Raw genomic sequence first — 14683 nt, 5'->3', positions numbered from 1 at the left:
TTCCGTCGCCGGAACGACTAGCCGAGCATTCCTGCGGCGGTGCGCGGCGCCGGGGTCAGTGCGTCACCGACCCGGTCGACCAGCAACGCCATCTCGTAGCCGACCTGGCCGACGTCGCAGCTGCGAGCGGCCAGAACCGCGAACGAGGAGCCGTCGGAGATCGACATCAGGAAGAGGAACCCGTTGTCCATCTCGACCACGTTCTGCAGCACCGCACCGCCCTCGAAGCAGCGCGCGGCGCCCTGGGTCAGGCTGACCAGACCCGACGAGATCGCGGCCAGCTGGTCGGCCCGGTCGCGCGGGAGGTCCCGCGACGAGGCGAGGAGCAGACCGTCCGCGGAAACCGCGATCGCGTGTGCGACACCCGGCACGCGGTCGGCGAAGTTGGCGAGCAGCCACCCGAGATCTTGCGTGGTTGTCATCGTTCGTGCTCCTTCTGACCGCTCCCGGCACCCGGACCGTGGCCAGCTTGGGAGGGCTGCCCGGCCGGAGTCGTATCCGAAGTTTCGTCCTTGGGCTGGGTGCGACCGCGCTGCACACCTCGGTGGTATGCCGAGAGCAACCCGCGGACAGCTTCCGGCGTGCGCTTCTGCACCGAGGTGGCGGACTTGTCGACCCCGCCCGGCACCAGCTGCGCCATCGGAACCCGCTTGGGCAGGCCCGCCGTCGTGGTTTCGTTCACTTCCATCTCCGAGATGGCGGAAGCTGCCCGCCATCCGTCGTCGGCAGCCGTCTGCCACGACTCCTGCGGCTCGGGCCGACGGGCGGCACCGTTGCCGTTGGCCGCGTCGGAGAGGCCGTTCGAGTGCGGCTGCTGCGGCGGAGGTCCGCTCGGCGCCGACGGACGGGTCGGCAGGCCGCTGCCCGTCGCGCTGCCTCCGGCCGGCGCCACCCGCGACTGCGGCGAGCTGGTGAGCCGTTGGGTGGCCTCGACGGTGGCGAACTGCTGCGTCGGTGCCGCGGTGGCTCCACCGCCGCCCACCCTCGCGTCGGCCGTCGACGGCGCCGCGGTGGCCGCCGGGGCGGCTGCCGCGGTGCTCGGAGCCGAGGTGGTCAGCGAGCTCTCTTCCGCTGCGGCCCGGCGCGTGCGGAACCACGCCGACTCGAGCTCGCGGAAGATCGGCAGTTCCATCGTCTCGTCGGCGAACCGGGCCTTGTTGGCGGCCGGAATGATCGGCGGGACGGCGGGCTGCTGCTGGGCCGCGGGAGCGGCCGGGGCCGCCTGAGCCGCTGCCGGGCGCTCGACCCGGGGCAGCTCGGCGGTCATGTCGACGGCGGCCGCGAGGTGGTCGACGGCCGGCTGCGGCTCGGCCGCGACCGGCGGCCACGCCGGCGGCGCCTGACCACCCGCGGGCGAGCCCGCGAAGCCACTGCCTCCGGCGAACGGAGCTGCCGGCTGGGGTGCCGCGGCGGGCGGCGGAACAGCCGCCGGCGGCTGCGCGAACGGCGTGCTCGGGCTCTCCGGCTGGCCGGTCGGACGCCCGGGCAGACCACCGGACCGACCAGGAACGACCGGGCTGTCCGGCATGGCGATCGGCGGGCCGGCCGGCGCGCTCGGCGGCAGCGTCGGGCCACCCTGCTCCCACGGCTCGGGCTGACGCGGCGCGGCCGCGGGCCCGGGCGACGACGGGGGCACGGAGATGACCGGCGGCACCGAGATCATCGGCGGAGCCGAGAACACGGGAGACGTGCCGTTGTCGCGCGGCGTCTGGCGCGGGATCGCGGGCGACTGCGGCCCCGCGGTCACCTCGCCCTCCATCGCCCAGCCATCGGTCGGACGGCGGTTCGGCAGCGACTCGTCGCGCGGGCCGCCGAACGGGTCGCTGGGACGACCTCCGCCCTGCGGACCGGCACCGGTGAGGTCGGACCAGGCGGGCATCGTGCCGCCCGAGCGGCCGTTGCCGTTGCCGTTGGAGCCGAAGCCGTTGGAGCCGTTGGACGGCGCGTCGCCGGGGCGGCCACCGAACGCGCTGGCGAGCCCGCCACTCGCGCCGGCCAGCTCCCGGTCGGACCGCGTCATCGGCCCGCTCTCCAGCGCCAGCGGCGCCGGGAACGGCGAACGCGACGGCTGCTGCGGCTGCGCCGGCTGCTGCACCGGCAGCTCGAACGCACCCGAACCCGAGCGGCCGGTGAGGCCGCGGGGTACCAGCACCGAGGTGGGCAGGGCGACGTCCGCGACGGTGCCGCGGTCGGAGGCCGGACGCAGCTCGACCTTGACGCCGTGCCGTGCGGCCAGCCGCGCGACCACGACCAGGCCCATCATCCGGGAGACCGCCACGTCGACCATCGGAGGCGTGGCGAGCCGCTCGTTGAGGTCGTTGAGCTGGTCGGCGGTGATGCCGATGCCACGGTCCTCGACGTAGAGCACCGCGTGCTCACCGATCCGCCGGGCCTCGACCATGACGCTCGAGTCGGGCGGGGAGAACGCGGTCGCGTTGTCGAACAGCTCCGCGACCAGGTGGACGAGGTCGTTGACCGCGTGCGCGGCGACCTCGATGTCCCGGTCGATGACCCCGAACTCGATCCGGGTGTAGTGCTCGACCTCGGACTGCGCGGCGCGCAGCACGTCGATCAGCGCGGCCGGCTCGCGCTGGATACGCGTCGAGTCTGCGCCGGCGAGCACCAGGAGGTTTTCGTCGTTGCGGCGCATCCGGGTGGCCAGGTGGTCGAGCTGGAAGAGCTCGGCCAGGCGGTCCGGGTCTTCCTCACCGCGCTCGAGCCGGTCGAGGTGACCGATCAGACGGTCGACCAGGATCTGCGAACGGCGGGCGAGGTTGACGAACATCGTCGCGACGGAGGCACGCAGGGCGGCCTGCTCGGCCGCGGTGCGGACGGCTTCGAGGTGGACCGCGTTGAACGCCTCGGTCACCTGGCCGAACTCGTCCTTGCTGCGGACCGGCAGCGGCTCGGCGATCTGGTTGGCCAGCTGGGCCGGCGACATCTGGGTCGACAGCGCCGGGTCACGTAGTCGGGACACGGCTTGCGGGAGGCCGTACTGGGCGACCGCGAGAGCGCCGTGCCGCAGCTCGCGCAGCGACCGCGCCATCGACCGGGCGACCAACCACGCGAACAGGATGGCCAGCAGCAGCATGGCGAGCAGCAGGCCGGTCTCGATGAGGACCTGGCGCTGCACGTCGTCACGCAGGGTCGTGGCGGTGTCGACCACGGTGTTGTCGAGGCGGCGCTCGACGCTGCGGATCAACCGGCTGTGGCCGAGCAGCGCGCTGTCCCACGAGTCGATCTTGAATGGCGCCTCACCGAGAGCGCCGTTCGCGGGCATGACGCCGGTGATCCAGCCGGCGAACGCGGTCGACGACCGCAGGTCCGAGCCGGCCACGGTCTGGTTGTACTGCTCTTCCTCGGTCACCGTCGCGACCGAGATGAACGTCTCGGCGGCCTGGAGCTGGCCGGTCTGCGAGGCGATGAACTCTTTCTTGAGGTTCTGGTTCATGCCGCCGGCGCTGTAGGCCTGCAGCACGACGAGGCGCTCCTGGGAGAGGAACTCCTTCTGCCGCGCGACGGCCGCGACCGCACGCATCCGCTCGCTCAGCGAGGTGTTGGCAGCCAGCTGGGCGGCGCCGTCGCGGAGGTTGAGCAGGTTGTCGACGAGGGCGTTGTAGGCCCGGGCCGCGTCCGTGAACGCGAACTTGTTGCTCGTCACCTGGCTGCGCACGCCCGGCAGGCCCTGGAGGCCGTCGTCGATCTGCGCCAGCGTGGTGGTGAAGTTCGTCGGCAGGTCGTTGAGCGAGGCGCGCTGAGTCGAGTAGCTGTTGACCACCCGGTCGACCGCCTGCTGCGAGCTCTCGAACGCCGTCTTGTATTTCGTGATGGCGGTCTTGCCCTCGGCACCGAGCAGCATCGCCGCCGCGGCCCGCTCGTTCTGCAGATTCTGGACGAGATCCCCAGACGCCTCCACCACAACGGCGAGGTCACGTGCCTGGTCCGCGTTCTCCGACGTGTCGATGTGGTCGATCAGGCCGTTGGTGCCAACCACGATCGTCGCCAGGGTCGGGACGATCATGATGAGGCCGAGCTTCGACCAGATCGGCAGATCACGAAGCCGGCCGGCTGGCCGGCGGAGACGCGACATGAAGGAATTCGCCGTCTTCGGCCGCTTGCTCACGTCACCGCCCTCCGGTTCGGCGCCGTAGGAAATTGCGCACGGGCACCGCCGATCGGCCGACCCGGGCGGGTCGGACCCCCGGCATTCCATCACGTCGGCCGGGGAAAGAGAAAGCCCACCCTGTCCGTGATCGCCGTACTGATGCGATGTTCAGTCCGTTTGTCAGCAACGCGTTCGCCCCGCGTCACCCTAGGTGAGCGTCGATCTCCGGCCGTCGGTACTTCTTCCGATGATCCGGCCAAGGACCGACCATGGCGCAATGCCCCTTATAGGGGAAGCGCACGGTGGATTAGTACGAAGGGACGATGAGAAAAAGCCGTTAAGTCTGGATTGGACTTCCGAAACGCCGGAATACGCGTGTGGCGAAGACGGCTGTCAGGCCAATTTGGCGTACGCGGGCTTGATCACCTCATTGATGATGCTGAGCCGTTCGTCGAACGGGATGAAGGCGCTCTTCATCGCGTTGATGGTGAACCACTGCAGCTCGCTCCAGCCGTAACCGAACGCGTCGACGAGCAGCGCCATCTCGCGGGACATGGACGTGCCGCTCATCAGCCGGTTGTCGGTGTTGACGGTGACCCGGAAGCGCAGGTCGCGGAGCAGCCCGATCGGGTGCTGCTCGATCGACGGCGCCGCACCGGTCTGCACGTTGGACGACGGGCACAGCTCCAGCGGGATCCGCTTGTCACGCACGTACGCGGACAGCCGGCCGAGCACCGGGTCACCACCGGGGGTGATGTCGTCGACCAGGCGCACGCCGTGCCCCAGCCGGTCGGCACCGCACCACTGGATCGCCTGCCAGATCGAGGGCAGCCCGAACGCCTCGCCGGCGTGGATGGTGAAGTGGAAGTTCTCGCGCTGGAGGTATTCGAACGCGTCCAGGTGCCGGGTGGGCGGAAACCCCGCCTCGGCGCCGGCGATGTCGAAGCCGACCACACCGGTGTCGCGGTAGCGGACGGCGAGCTCGGCGATCTCCTGCGACCGGGCGGCGTGCCGCATCGCGGTGAGCAGCGTGCCGACCCGGATCTGCTGGCCCTTGGCCGCCGCCTGCTCGGTGCCGGCCGCGAAACCTCCGAGCACCGCCTCGACGACCCCGTCGAGCGTAAGACCGCGCTCCAGGTGCTGTTCGGGTGCGAACCGGACCTCGGCGTAGACCACGCCGTCGGCGGCCAGGTCGAGCGCGCACTCGGCGGCGACCCGGTGCAGCGCCGACGCGGTCTGCATCACGGCGACGGTGTGGTCGAACGTCTGCAGGTAGCGTTCGAGCGACCCGGAGTCGGCCGACTCGACGAACCACCGGCCGAGCTCCCCGGGATCGGTGGTCGGCAGGGTGTGGTCGACCTCGGCGGCCAGCTCGACGATCGTCGCCGGGCGCAGCCCGCCGTCGAGGTGGTCGTGCAGCAGCGCCTTGGGGGCCTTGACGATCTCTTCCATGCCGATTGGGACCATGGAAAGACCCTAGTGGCTGAGGATGGATGAACCGCGACGTTGTGGCGTACCTGCGTTGTCCGGTGTGCCGCGAACCACTGAGCCCGCACGAGCGGACGCTGCGCTGTCCCCGTGGGCACAGCTTCGACCTGGCCCGGCAGGGGTACGCGGACCTGAGCGCCGGCCGCTCGCCGCACACCGGTGACACGCCGGAGATGGTCGCCGCACGCGCCGCGTTCCTCGCCAAGGGGCACTACGCGTTCGTCTCGACCGCCCTGGCGGAGGCGGCCGGTGGGACCGCGGGGATCGCCGTGGACGTCGGCGGGGGCACCGGAGCGCACCTGGCGGCCGTCCTCGACGAAAACCCCGCCCTGCACGGCCTGGTGTTGGACGCGTCGAAGCCGGCGCTGCGTCGGGCGGCCCGGGCGCACGAGCGCGCGGGCGCGGTGCGCACCGACGCCTGGGGCCGGCTGCCGCTGGCCGACCACGACACCGCCGTGCTGCTGGACGTGTTCGCGCCCCGCAACGGCGCGGAGTTCCATCGGGTCCTGCGCCCGGACGGCCGGCTGCTGGTGGTCACGCCGGAGCCGGACCACCTGGCCGAGCTCGTCACGGCGCTCGGTCTGCTGAGTGTCGACCCGGCCAAGGAGGAACGGCTGGCGGCCAGCCTCGACGCGCACTTCACGCTGAGCCGGCGGCGCTCGCTGCGCTCGACCATGCGGCTGGACCAGGACGAGGTTGCCACGGTGGTCGGGATGGGCCCGAGCGCCTGGCACCGCGACCCCGCGACGATCGAGCTGCCCACCCCGGTCGACGTGACCGCAGCGGTCAAGCTGGATGTGTGGACACCTAGGTAGAGAGATCCACTTCTTCCCAGCCGCCCGGTGGGTCGTGGTACGGGCCGCGGAAGACCACCGCCCACTCCAGTGCCCAGCGCCGCTGCCCGATCGCGTTGGCGTCGATCACCCCGGGCAGGTTCATCCCCCGGCGCTCCGCCTCCAGATAGCTCCAGTCGAGGCAGTAGTAGAAGTCGAGCATCGCCGCGGCCTCGGCGGCATCCCGTGGCGCGGCCAGGATCCGCGAGCGCCATGCCCGGAATGTCTCGCCTTCCGGAAGGTGCGGCAACGCATCCATCAGCCGCTCGTCGGTCGGCGCCGTCGGGTCCAGGTGCTTGCTCATTCCGAGCAGCCAGGCGAGCGCGAAGATGGCGTCGTGGTGCAGCACGAACGACCGGCGGTCACCGCGTTCGGCCACCACGAACTGCCATTCCGGAGGCGTGACCAGCTCGACCAGGTGCGAGGTGAGCAGCCAGCTCATCGCCGCCTGCGGCGGCATGCCGAAGCAGCGGGCCAGCACGAGATGCAGGATCGCTGTGCGCGCCTCGATGTCACCGGTGTGCCGCAGCTCGACCTCGTCGCCGGGTTCCCACACCAACGGGAAGCCGGCCGGCGGCGTCGGCAGCCGGAGTCGGCGCAGCTCATCGACGCTGGCGGCCCTGATGGGTCGTGGGTCGGGAGCAGACACGGACACGGCGTTCGTTCCTCTGGCGTCGGTGATCCCCCTGGCCAGCGAGGATAGCCGTTTCGAGCGCCCAGCGGAATGTCAGGCGAGGCGATCGATGACCAGCGGCGCCGCTGCCGGCGGCTCGGCCGAGATCGACACCGCCTCGGCGGCGGCCGAAAGTGCCGCCTCGAACCGGCTCGGATCGTCGGTACGCAGCTCGTAGAGCGGCTCGCCCGCGCGCACCGGGTCGCCCGGCCGCCGGTGCAGCACCACACCGGCCGCCGCGGAGACCGGGTCCTCCTTGCGCGCCCGGCCGGCACCGAGCCGCCAGGCCGCGATGCCGATCGCGTACGCGTCGACCGCCGACACGAACCCGTCGGCCGTCGCGGTGACCGTGTGCGTCTCGCGCGCGGTCGGCAACGCCGCGTCGGGGTCGCCGCCCTGCGCCCGGATCATCGACCGCCAGGCGTCCATCGCGCGCCCGTCGGCGAGCGCCGCGGCCGGGTCGGCGTCGGGCCGCCCCGCCGCGTCGAGCATCTCGCGGGCCAGGGCCAGGGTCAGCTCGACCACGTCCGCCGGGCCGCCGCCGGCCAGCACCTCGACCGACTCCGTGACCTCCACGGCGTTGCCGACGGCCAGACCCAGCGGGGTGGACATGTCGGTGAGCAGCGCGACGGTGCGCACCCCGTGCGCGGTGCCGAGGTCGACCATCGTGCGGGCGAGCTCGCGCGCGTCGTCGAGGGACTTCATGAAGGCGCCGGAGCCGACCTTCACGTCGAGCACCAGCGCGCCGGTGCCCTCGGCGATCTTCTTGCTCATGATCGAGCTGGCGATCAGCGGGATGGCCTCGACCGTGCCGGTGACGTCGCGTAGGGCGTACAGCTTGCGGTCGGCGGGTGCGAGCCCGTCGCCGGCCGCGCAGATCACCGCGCCCACGTCGCGCAGCTGCGCGATGAACTCGGCGTTGTCGAGGCGGGCACGCCAGCCGGGGATCGACTCCAGCTTGTCGAGCGTGCCGCCGGTGTGCCCCAGGCCGCGGCCGGAGAGCTGCGGCACGGCGACGCCGCAGGCGGCGACCAGCGGGGTGAGCGGCAGCGTGATCTTGTCGCCGACGCCACCGGTGCTGTGCTTGTCGGCGGTCGGGCGGTCCACCGCGGAGAGGTCGAGCCGCTCACCGCTCGCGATCATCGCGGCGGTCCACCGCGCGATCTCGGCGGGCGTCATGCCGCGCAGCAGGATGGCCATGGCGAGCGCCGACATCTGCTCGTCGGCGACCACACCCTTGGTGTACGCGTCGACCACCCAGTCGATCGCGTCGTCGGAGAGCACCCCGCCATCCCGCTTGGTCCGGATGACGTCAACCGCAGCAAAGCTCATGCTCCGACCGCGCTTCGCGCGGTCGGGCATTCGCCCGGCGTGCTGAGCCAAATGGTTCGCTCGCTTCGCTCGCTCACGCCTGCTCCCACCGCTTTCCGATCTCGGAGGGCGGCTCGCCCTCGCCGGCCCACCAGGTGTCGCCGGCCTCGTCGACGATCACGATGCGGGCCGTGCGGGCGCGGGCCCACTCGATGCCCTCGCGGGCGGCCGACCACGTCGGCGCCTCCTCGAGGATGCCCTTCTCCTCGCCCTCGCCGGCCGACCGCTCCCAGTAGCCGGTCCAGACCAGCTCGCCGCCGGCGCTGTCGGTGTGCACGAACACCGTGCCCCGGCCCCGCCAGCGGGCCAGCCGCTCGGGGACCTCGGGGATCGCGCCGCGGCCGCGGTCGAGGTTGGCCGGGCCGAACGCGTGCGGCAGCAGCTCGCCGACGCGCAGGGGCTCGGGCAGTGCCTCGACCAGGCAGTCCGGGCCGCCGTGCTCGAAGAGGAGCTGGCGGCAGCGGCCGCAGGGCATCAGGGGCTGGCCGGCGCCGTCGACGCACGAGACCGCGACCAGCCGGCCACCACCGGAGGCGTGCAGGGCGGAGACCATGCCGCACTCGGCGCACAGGGTCACCCCGTAGGACGCGTTCTCCACGTTGCAGCCGACCACGACCCGGCCGTCGTCGACGAGACCCGCGACGCCGACCGGAAAGTCCGAGTACGGCGCGTACGCGTTGCCCATCACCTCGACGGCAGCGGCTCGCAGCGCCACCCAGTCGATCTCCATGAGCAGACCCTAACCCTTGATATAGGGCGTCCCGTCCGCGGCGGGCGCGCGGACCCGGCCGACGAGACCGGCGACCGCGACGATCGTGGCCAGGTACGGCAGCATGTTGAGGAAGCCGCTCGGGATCGGGCTGTTGATCGAGCCCAGGCTGACCGCCAGCGCGCTGCAGAAGCCGAAGAACAGTGCCGCCAGCATCGAGCCGATCGGGCTCCACCGGCCGAAGATCAGCGCGGCCAGCGCGACGAAGCCGAGTCCGGACGTCATGTTCTTGTTGAAGTTGGTGGTGGACAGCAGCGTGAAGTACGCGCCGCCGAAGCCGGCCACCAGGCCGCCGACCAGCACGTTGCGGTAGCGCAGGGCGAGCACCTTCACGCCGAGGGTGTCGGCCGCCGCCGGGTGCTCGCCGACCGCCCGCGTGCGCAGGCCCCATCGGGTGTAGAAGAGCCCGACGTGGATCAGGATCACCAGCACGATCGCGCCGTACAGGAAGATGTTGCCCTTGAAGAGGGCCGGCCCGAGCAGCGGGATCTTCGACAGGCCCGGGATGTCCCACTCCGGCACGAAGGTCGGCTGGTTGTAGCGCGCCTGGTCCTTGGCCATCAGCTGCTCGTAGAGGAAGCCGGTCAGGCCGAGCGCGAACACGTTGAGCACGACACCCAGCACGACCTGGTCGACCAGGAAGCGGATCGCCAGCACGGCCAGCAGCAGCGCGATGATCAGACCACCGACCCCGGCGGCCAGGATGCCGATCCACACGCTGCCGGCCAGCGTCGTGAACATCGCCGCCGCGAACGCGCCCATCAGGAACTGTCCCTCGATGGCCACGTTGATCACCGCGGAGCGCTCGCAGAGGACACCGGCCAACGCGCCGAGGACCAGCGGCAGGGCCAGGGTCACGGAGCTACGCGCGACGCTGCCCAGCGGGATCGTGTTGAGGTTGTCCGGCGCCTGCGAGAGCTGCCAGCAGAGGAACGAGACCAGCGTGGCCACGATGCCGAGGGCCAACAGCCAGCTGAAGAGGCGGCGGGTGGTGACCAGCATCGCGGCGCCGGCCAGCGCGGCGATCGCGCCGAACAGGATCGCGCCGATCCGGCCGTCGATCCCGACCGCGCTGCCGCTGATGGTCTCGGCCAGCGTGAACTCGGCGCTGCGCCCGGTCGCGAGCGCGCCGAAGAGCACAGCGGCGAGGACGCCGGCGACCGCCAGGCCGACACCGACCTTGCGTTGCCGGGTCCAGTACTGGGTCGGTTCGACGACCGCCTGGGCCGCGTCGACGGTGCTGGCCGTCACGGTCTCACCATCCCTTGGACATGCCGGTGCCGAGCCCGCTGACCTTGGCCGGCTTGAGCCGGAACACGGTCTTCACCAGCGCGGGCGCGGCCACGAAGATCACGATCAGCGCCTGGATCACGCCGACCAGCTCGAGCGAGATCCCGGAGAACGACTGCATGCGGTTGCCACCGGCCTGGAGCGCGCCGAAGAGCAGCGCCGCGAAGAAGACGCCCCACGGCTTGGCCCGACCGAGCAGGCCGACCAGCAGACCGTCGAAGCCGACGCTGCCGATCACCGCTCCGGTCAGGCTGACCGCCGTGCCCATCACGATGGTCGCGCCACCGAGCCCGGCCAGCGCGCCGGCGGCCGTCATCACCAGGACGTACGTCGAGCCGACGCCGATGCCGGCGGTGCGCGACGCCTCGGGGTTGAGGCCCACCGCGCGCAGCTCGAAGCCGAACGTCGAGCGGCGCAGCATCCAGGCGACCGCGGCGACCACCAGGACCGCGACCACGATGCCGAGGTTGACCCGCAGGCTGGGGCCGACGAAGCCGAGGAGGTGGGTCAGCTGGGCCGAGTCGTCGACCGGCTTGCTGATGGCGTCGGAGCGCTCCGGGTCCTGGATGCCCTTCTGGACGATCAGCCAGCCCAGGAAGAACAGCGCGACGTAGTTGAGCATGATGGTCGTGATGACCTCGTGCGCGCCGGTGCGGGCCTTGAGGAAGCCGGGCACGAAGCCCCAGGCGCCACCGACCGCGGCACCGAAGATCAGCGCGACGACCAGGTGGATGCCCACCGGCAGCGGCAGCAGGAACCCGGCGAGCGCGGCGCCGACGGCACCCATGATCGCCTGGCCCTGCACGCCGATGTTGAAGAGGCCGCCGCGGAACGCCAGCGCGAACGCGAGACCGGTCAGCGCCAGCGGCGCCGCGTAGGTCAGCGTCTCCGAGATCGGGAAGAACACCCGCTCCCACTTGCCGGTGCCGTTGGCCGCGGCCTGCACCGCCGCCGGGTCGACGATCGAGCCCTTGAACAACTGGGCGTACGCGTCGCTGACCTTGTCCCAGGAAAGGCTGAAGAAGTCGGAGGGCCGGCTGAAGAAGTAAGAGGTGGTGGCCCGGACGTTCTCGTCGGAGATCGCGATCAGGATGCCGCCGATGACCAGCGCCAGCAACACGGCGAGGACGGTCACGGTGAACGTGTTCGCGGTCCACAGCGAGCGCAGGTAGCGCCCGGCGAACGTCTTGGGTGGCGGCAGCTGGTCGGCACCGGCGGCGGCGAGGTCCTCCGCGGTCGCCGTCGTCTGCTCAGTCATCGGGGTGCCCGTCCTTCACCATGCCGGCGCCTTCCGTCGTGACGCCGGCCATCAGCAGACCGATCTCCTCGCGCGGGGTGTCCGGCGACACCACGGCGATCACCCGCCCCCGGTACATGACGGCGACCCGGTCGGCGAGCGCCAGCACCTCGTCGAGCTCGCTGGAGACCAGCAGCACCGCCGTGCCCTCCGTGCGCTCGTGGACGATCTGCCGGTGGATGAACTCGATCGACCCGACGTCGACGCCGCGCGTCGGCTGGGCGGCGATGAACAGCTTGAGCGGGCGGGAGAACTCCCGGGCGACGATCACCTTCTGCTGGTTGCCACCGGAGAGCGTGCCCACGGCGGCGTTGCCGGCCGCGTCGGTGCGCACGTCGAACTCTTCGATCCGGGCGCGGGCGTTCTCGGCGATGGCCTCCGGGCGCACCACCCAGCGGGTGCCGAACGGCTCGGTGTTGTAGATGTCGAGAACCAGGTTCTCGGCGACGGTGAAGTCCTTGACCAGACCGTCGACGCTGCGGTCCTCGGGCACGTAGCCGACGCCGGCCCGCAGGATGTCGCGCGTCGAGAGACCCAGCGTGGGACGGCCCTCGATCGTGGTGCTGCCGGCGACCACCGGGCGCAAGCCCATGATCGCCTCGACCAGCTCGGTCTGGCCGTTGCCCTGGACACCGGCGATGCCGAGCACCTCACCGGCGTGCACGGTCAGGTCGACGCCGTCGACCGCGCGGTGGCCCCGGTCGTCGTTGACGGCGAGGCCGGCGACCTCGAGCACGGCCGGGCCGGGCTCGGCGGCACCCTTCTCGACCCGGAGCAGCACGGACCGGCCGACCATCAGCGAGGCGAGCTCCTCTTCGCTGGTGTCGGGCGTCGCGGTGCCGACGGTCCGACCACGCCGGATCACGGTGATCCGGTCGGCGATCGCCTGGACCTCTTTGAGCTTGTGCGTGATGAAGACGATCGACTTGCCGGCGGCCTTGAGCGTCCGCATGATCTCGAGCAGGTCCGCGGTCTCCTGCGGAGTCAGCACGGCGGTCGGCTCGTCGAGGATCAGCAGGTCGACGTCGCGGGTCAAAGCCTTGACGATCTCGACGCGCTGCTGCACGCCGACCGCGAGGTCCTCGACCGTGCGGTCGGGGTCGACTTCGAGGCGGTAGCGGTCGGACACCTCTCGGACCAGCTTGCGGGCGCGCCGCCGGTCGAGGAAGCCGATCGGGCCACCGGTGGTCTGCTCGGCGCCGAGCATCACGTTCTCGGCGACGGTGAACACCGGCACGAGCATGAAGTGCTGGTGCACCATGCCGATGCCGGCCGCGATCGCGTCGCGCGGACCGCGGATCCGCACCGGCTTGTCGTCGACCAGGATCTCGCCCTCGTCGGGCTGGAGCAGCCCGTAGAGGACGTTCATCAGGGTCGACTTGCCGGCGCCGTTCTCGCCGAGCAGGGCATGGATCTCGCCGGGCTCGACGGTCAGGGATATGTCGTCGTTGGCCACGAGGTCGCCGAAGCGCTTGGTGATGCCGCGCAGTTCGAGTCTCAGCGTGACCTCCTTCAGACGGTGTGGTGCGGAGAATTGTTCACGATCGGGACCGGCCGGGGAACAGCCGGTCCCACCGTGGTGGGACCGGCTGTTCGGCCGGACTTAGTTCACTTCGGCTGGGCCGGCGAGGTCACCTTGACGGTGCCCGCGATGATGTCGGCCTTCAGCTTGTCGACCTCGCCCTTGAGCTCGGGGCTGACCTTGCTGTCGAACTCGTGGTACGGCGCGATGGAGACGCCGTTGTTCTCGAGGGTGCCGAGGTAGGAGCCGGTCAGCATGCCGGTGCTGTCCGCACCCTTGACCGCCGCCTCCTTGACCGCCTCGGGGATGTTCTTGACGACGGTGGTCAGGAACGAGGAGCAGTACTGCTGCGCGCTCTCGCAACCGTCGACGTCGACCCAGACCACCGCGTACTTGGTGCCCGCACCGGCGGCGGTGCCGAGGCCCGTGCCACCCGCGACCGGCATGATCACGTCGGCGCCCTGCGCCACGAAGCCGTCCGAGAGCGCCTTGCCCTTGCCCTGGTCGGTGAAGCTCTGGGCGAACTGGCCCTTCTGCGCGGCCTTGTCCCAGCCGAGCACCTGGACCTTGTCGTTCTTCTGCTGGTTCCAGTAGGCGACGCCGTCCGCGAACCCGTCCATGAAGATCGTGACCGGGGGAATCGGAAGGCCGCCGTACGTCGCGACCTTCTTGGTCTTCGAGTAGCCCGCCGACAGGTAGCCGGCGAGGAACGCGGCCTGTGCGGTGTCGAACTGCATCGAGTAGACGTTGGTCGCGCCCGGGATCGCCGAGTCGACGATCGCGAACTGCTTGTCGGCGTTGGCCGCCGCGACCTGCTTGGTGGCGTCACCCATCAGACCGCCGACGGCCAGGGTGAAGTTGCAGTCCTGCTGGGCGAACTGCGTCAGGTTCGGCACGTAGTCGGCCTCGGCCTTGGACGAAACGTTCTTGGGCTCGGCCAGCTTGTCGCTTTCGGCCTTGGCCTCTTCGAGACCCTTCCAGGCCGACGCGTTGAACGACCGGTCGTCGATGCCGCCGATGTCGGTGACCATGCACGCCTTATAGGTGCCCGCGGCGGGCGCGGCGCTGCTGTCGCCGGTGCCGCTGCTGCTTTCCGGAGCGTCACCACACGCGGCGAGGCCAGCCATGAGGCCACCCACCGCGAGTATCGAGACGATCCGCATCCCACGCATAGAGCGCAAGACGGTCTCCCTTCCCATTTCACACCGCAAGGGATGCGCGGTGAGTTCACGTCTCGGGAGCGTAGCCCCAGCTACCGCGCGGAACGAAAATCCAGAATCAACTGTTGGATGGCCGTTACGCAGGCGTGACTTCCAAGTGAACGAAATCGCCCGG

General features: G+C 71.0%; 11 protein-coding genes. 1 reads left to right on the top strand and 10 read right to left on the bottom strand.

Annotation, left to right across the window (positions count from 1 at the left end):
* Nucleotides 1–17 precede the first annotated feature (17 nt).
* The 3 genes from AB0J88_RS02600 to AB0J88_RS02590 form a co-directional block, all read right to left on the bottom strand.
* The gene (locus AB0J88_RS02600) at nucleotides 18–422 is read right to left on the bottom strand and encodes a roadblock/LC7 domain-containing protein (protein WP_089247307.1); all 405 of its coding nucleotides are present in this window, start codon (nucleotides 420–422) and stop codon (nucleotides 18–20) included.
* Nucleotides 419–4123 (bottom strand): nitrate- and nitrite sensing domain-containing protein, encoded by a 3705-nt coding sequence (locus AB0J88_RS02595; RefSeq protein ID WP_364355772.1) that lies wholly within the window; start codon nucleotides 4121–4123, stop codon nucleotides 419–421. The genes AB0J88_RS02600 and AB0J88_RS02595 overlap by 4 nt, the downstream gene beginning before the upstream one ends.
* Before the next feature lie 375 nt (nucleotides 4124–4498).
* On the bottom strand, nucleotides 4499–5572 hold the full coding sequence (locus tag AB0J88_RS02590; protein ID WP_364355775.1) for an adenosine deaminase: 1074 nt from the start codon (nucleotides 5570–5572) through the stop codon (nucleotides 4499–4501).
* Nucleotides 5573–5598: 26 nt separating this feature from the next.
* Between AB0J88_RS02590 and AB0J88_RS02585 the strand changes: the two genes are divergently transcribed.
* Nucleotides 5599–6408, top strand: coding sequence for a putative RNA methyltransferase (locus tag AB0J88_RS02585; protein WP_364355778.1), 810 nt, complete (start codon nucleotides 5599–5601; stop codon nucleotides 6406–6408).
* Here the strand turns inward: AB0J88_RS02585 and AB0J88_RS02580 are convergent.
* The 7 genes from AB0J88_RS02580 to AB0J88_RS02550 form a co-directional block, all read right to left on the bottom strand.
* Nucleotides 6401–7081, bottom strand: coding sequence for a DUF4272 domain-containing protein (locus AB0J88_RS02580; protein WP_364355781.1), 681 nt, complete (start codon nucleotides 7079–7081; stop codon nucleotides 6401–6403). The two genes, AB0J88_RS02585 and AB0J88_RS02580, sit on opposite strands and share 8 nt — an antisense overlap.
* Nucleotides 7082–7153: 72 nt before the next feature.
* Nucleotides 7154–8431, bottom strand: coding sequence for a thymidine phosphorylase (locus AB0J88_RS02575; protein WP_364355784.1), 1278 nt, complete (start codon nucleotides 8429–8431; stop codon nucleotides 7154–7156).
* A gap of 73 nt (nucleotides 8432–8504) precedes the next feature.
* On the bottom strand, nucleotides 8505–9200 hold the full coding sequence (locus AB0J88_RS02570; protein ID WP_364355787.1) for a cytidine deaminase: 696 nt from the start codon (nucleotides 9198–9200) through the stop codon (nucleotides 8505–8507).
* Nucleotides 9201–9209: 9 nt separating this feature from the next.
* Nucleotides 9210–10490, bottom strand: coding sequence for an ABC transporter permease (locus AB0J88_RS02565; protein WP_364355790.1), 1281 nt, complete (start codon nucleotides 10488–10490; stop codon nucleotides 9210–9212).
* Between the two features lie 4 nt (nucleotides 10491–10494).
* Nucleotides 10495–11787 (bottom strand): ABC transporter permease, encoded by a 1293-nt coding sequence (locus AB0J88_RS02560; protein WP_364355793.1) that lies wholly within the window; start codon nucleotides 11785–11787, stop codon nucleotides 10495–10497.
* The gene (locus tag AB0J88_RS02555) at nucleotides 11780–13282 is read right to left on the bottom strand and encodes an ABC transporter ATP-binding protein (protein ID WP_364355796.1); all 1503 of its coding nucleotides are present in this window, start codon (nucleotides 13280–13282) and stop codon (nucleotides 11780–11782) included. The genes AB0J88_RS02560 and AB0J88_RS02555 overlap by 8 nt, the downstream gene beginning before the upstream one ends.
* Nucleotides 13283–13434: 152 nt before the next feature.
* The gene (locus tag AB0J88_RS02550) at nucleotides 13435–14511 is read right to left on the bottom strand and encodes a BMP family ABC transporter substrate-binding protein (RefSeq protein WP_364355970.1); all 1077 of its coding nucleotides are present in this window, start codon (nucleotides 14509–14511) and stop codon (nucleotides 13435–13437) included.
* Nucleotides 14512–14683 lie beyond the last annotated feature (172 nt).

Origin of the sequence: Asanoa sp. NPDC049475, assembly GCF_040676915.1 — a bacterium.
Classification (GTDB): Bacteria; Actinomycetota; Actinomycetes; order Mycobacteriales; family Micromonosporaceae; genus Asanoa.
This window is presented reverse-complemented; position numbering and strand designations above follow the sequence as displayed.

What these genes read in the sequence shown, in the direction of transcription:
- AB0J88_RS02600 (WP_089247307.1), bottom strand. Translation starts at nt 422, where the DNA reads ATGACAACCACGCAAGATCTCGGGTGGCTGCTCGCCAACTTCGCCGAC.
- AB0J88_RS02590 (WP_364355775.1), bottom strand. Translation starts at nt 5,572, where the DNA reads ATGGTCCCAATCGGCATGGAAGAGATCGTCAAGGCCCCCAAGGCGCTG.
- AB0J88_RS02585 (WP_364355778.1), top strand. Translation starts at nt 5,599, where the DNA reads ATGAACCGCGACGTTGTGGCGTACCTGCGTTGTCCGGTGTGCCGCGAA.
- AB0J88_RS02575 (WP_364355784.1), bottom strand. Translation starts at nt 8,431, where the DNA reads ATGAGCTTTGCTGCGGTTGACGTCATCCGGACCAAGCGGGATGGCGGG.
- AB0J88_RS02570 (WP_364355787.1), bottom strand. Translation starts at nt 9,200, where the DNA reads ATGGAGATCGACTGGGTGGCGCTGCGAGCCGCTGCCGTCGAGGTGATG.
- AB0J88_RS02560 (WP_364355793.1), bottom strand. Translation starts at nt 11,787, where the DNA reads ATGACTGAGCAGACGACGGCGACCGCGGAGGACCTCGCCGCCGCCGGT.
- AB0J88_RS02550 (WP_364355970.1), bottom strand. Translation starts at nt 14,511, where the DNA reads ATGCGGATCGTCTCGATACTCGCGGTGGGTGGCCTCATGGCTGGCCTC.